2 protein-coding genes are annotated in these 2612 nt (G+C 65.1%); one reads left to right on the plus strand and one right to left on the minus strand.

Annotation, left to right across the window (positions count from 1 at the left end; genetic code table 11):
• Positions 1 to 376: 376 nt before the first annotated feature.
• Positions 377 to 901 (minus strand): hypothetical protein, encoded by a 525-nt coding sequence (locus IWX65_RS17390; RefSeq protein WP_196884808.1) that lies wholly within the window; start codon positions 899 to 901, stop codon positions 377 to 379.
• A gap of 922 nt (positions 902 to 1823) precedes the next feature.
• Between IWX65_RS17390 and IWX65_RS17395 the strand changes: the two genes are divergently transcribed.
• A complete protein-coding gene (locus IWX65_RS17395; RefSeq protein WP_196884809.1) occupies positions 1824 to 2069 on the plus strand; it encodes a VanW family protein in 246 nt (81 codons plus the stop codon).
• Positions 2070 to 2612 lie beyond the last annotated feature (543 nt).

A 2612-nucleotide genomic window follows, 5' to 3' on the forward strand; every position in this document is an offset into this window, starting at 1 on the left:
AAAACCCCCAACCCACCACAAAACACCACCAACCCGACACCAAAAAAACGCGCCGCATCAGCAACAAAAAAGGAGGGAAGGCCACCCACAACAGGCCAACTCAACAAACACTACACCCAACCCACCCAACCACCAACCCAAACCACCACACACCCCACCAACACCCACACACCCAGCCAGCCAGCCAGCAGGAGCAACACTTCTCCTCCCCTTCAAGGACCCGACCAGGCAGGAGATGCTAGCCCCTGGGTCAATAGTCCCTGGCAGGACCTCCCATGAGGCCAAGCAGGGATTGCCTGTTGGCGTCCGTGCAGTGCGCGGCGACTGAGTCCCCGGTCCTGCCCGTTCGCCCCATGCAACGAGATCACCAGCATCGTCACTGAGGCGCGCTCCAAGGTCCTCCCCACACATGGTCGGGCACGGTCGGCGATTGCGTCGGGGTCGGGGCCGGGGTCGGGTCGGGTCGGGTCGGAGCCACGGTCGGCGATCGCGACGGCGTCGGCGTCGGGCACGGGGTCGGGTCGGAGCCACGGTCGGCAATCGCGACGGCGACGGGGCCCGGGTCGGAGCCACGGTCGGCAATCGCGACGGCGCCGGGCCCGGGCCCGGGGCCGGGGTCGGGGTCGGAGCCACGGCCGGCAATCGCGACGGCGTTGGCGTCGGCGTCGGCGTCGGCGTCGGCGTCGGCGTCATGGTGGGCTCCTGCCGTGAGAGCGTCAACTGCCGCAAGGGCGAGGAGCAGTACAAGCTTGCGGGAAACACCGACACCGATGGTGCGGTGACCCGAACGGAACGATGATCCGAGGCAGCTGCTCCACCCGTGTGGTGGTGATAGGAGACTGCGCCGCTCGATCCCGGAGGGCATCGATTTCAACGTTGCCACTCCACTGCTCTGCGCCAACAGCACCACCTACTCGCGACCGCGCCGTTCGGACACGGCGCCCTACAAGAAGGGCGCAGTCGTCGGGCTCGACAGCATAGGTCACCTGGCCGTCGAGCGTGCCCGCGCCATAGGCGCTGGGTCCCGGCCCTGTCGCAGGTCACATAGAAACAGGAGGACGGACTACGCTCGGCGCAGATTCCTACTACCTACAAGCGACCCCGTACTCTCGCGACACTTACGTGCACCTTCGACCTGATCGTGAACACCGTCAGCGCTTCGATCGTCATCAGCTTGTATCTGCAACTGCTGACCCTCGACGGCGCTGGTCAACGCCGTCGCACCAGCGGAACCGCTCCCAGTAAATGCATCCGCCCTATCGGACGCCGCTCCCAGCCGGCTCGAGGATGAATGGCATCGGCGAAACCGAGGAGATGCTTCACTTTTGCACCGAACACGGCCCGGCCGAAACCGAGGTCAGCCCTCCCGTGAAGGTTGACGAGGCCTAAGAGGGCGTCACGACTTCCGACGTTCGCTACCGCTTCGCCATCGGCGCTTCGGACCCTGAGCGGCGCGCGACGGGCGGGGCAGCCCCAACCAAACCCAGCTCCCACTGACGAACTCGGAACTGACCTGTCTCCGTTGGGTGAGTGGGATCAGGGTGACCTGGTAGCCGGTGATATCGAGCCGTCGTGGGGCTACGATCGGTGGACTTCCCAAACCGTCCGGCATCCGGCAGGCCATGGATCCTGCCGGATCTCCTGCGTCGGGCCTGAATGAACGGCCTTTGTGCGTAGGCGAGAGATGTCACAAAAACTGTCCTGCGAGCTCTCGCCGCTGGCCTACCGCATCTCCGTTCAGCGGATGATCTTCACCAGGAAACCGCGGGACATTCTCTCCTCACCAGCTTTCGCCCGGCAAGGGTCGGAATCCCCTGCCCCGGGTGGTCTACCGGCACAACTCCCTGATCCGCAGGAAACTGGGCAACGTCGACCTCCATCTGCAGGAGAACAAGGCCGTCAGCTTTGGGAACACCGTCCCCTCGGTGAACGACGTGGTGATCCACCCGGGCCCGGGCGAAACCTTTCCCCGGAAGCTCGTCGGAAGCTGCACTGCCACCAAGGGCTGCCGGAAGGGCCTGCCGATCAATAACGGCAGGGCAGACTCCGGAATTGGCGGCGGACTCTGACGACCAGCCCGGATGACCTCGAGAGGTCACTTGTGTTCGGAAAGGGCATGGTCCTCGCCGACGCCTGGGACTGACTACCGGGGGCGGCGCCATGCTGGGTTCCGGTTGGGGCACCGGAAGCGTATTCGCTGGTTGCCTTTTCGGCGGAGGTACCGGCCTCCTGATTGGACCGATCAGTGCACTCCTCGGACTCCTCTTCCATTCCATGGACGAGGTCCATAGCCCTCGACTTCGTCCTGCAGCTGCGTCAGTGGGGCGAGCCTCGGAGTCTTGGTCTCATACACGGCTCTCACCCAGGGAGGACCGACGGATCAGGTTTCATGACCGGTCTTGCTGGTCGTGCTCGTTGCAGCGGTCTCGGGCGCAGTGCTCACTCGCCCACTACGCAACCGCCCGTTCCAAGGGTCGGCAGCCCGGAGGCCACCACACGAGGGCCGGCTCGTCATGTGGGTGCCCGGCGCGGGTGGGTGGGGGTGTTAAAGGGGTGAAGCCCCCGACCGGTGTGGTGGGGGGCTTCACGTAATGGTTGTCCGGCGGTGTCCT

Origin of the sequence: Arthrobacter sp. CAN_A214 (genome assembly GCF_015751955.1) — a bacterium.
Lineage (GTDB): Bacteria > Actinomycetota > Actinomycetes > Actinomycetales > Micrococcaceae > Arthrobacter_D.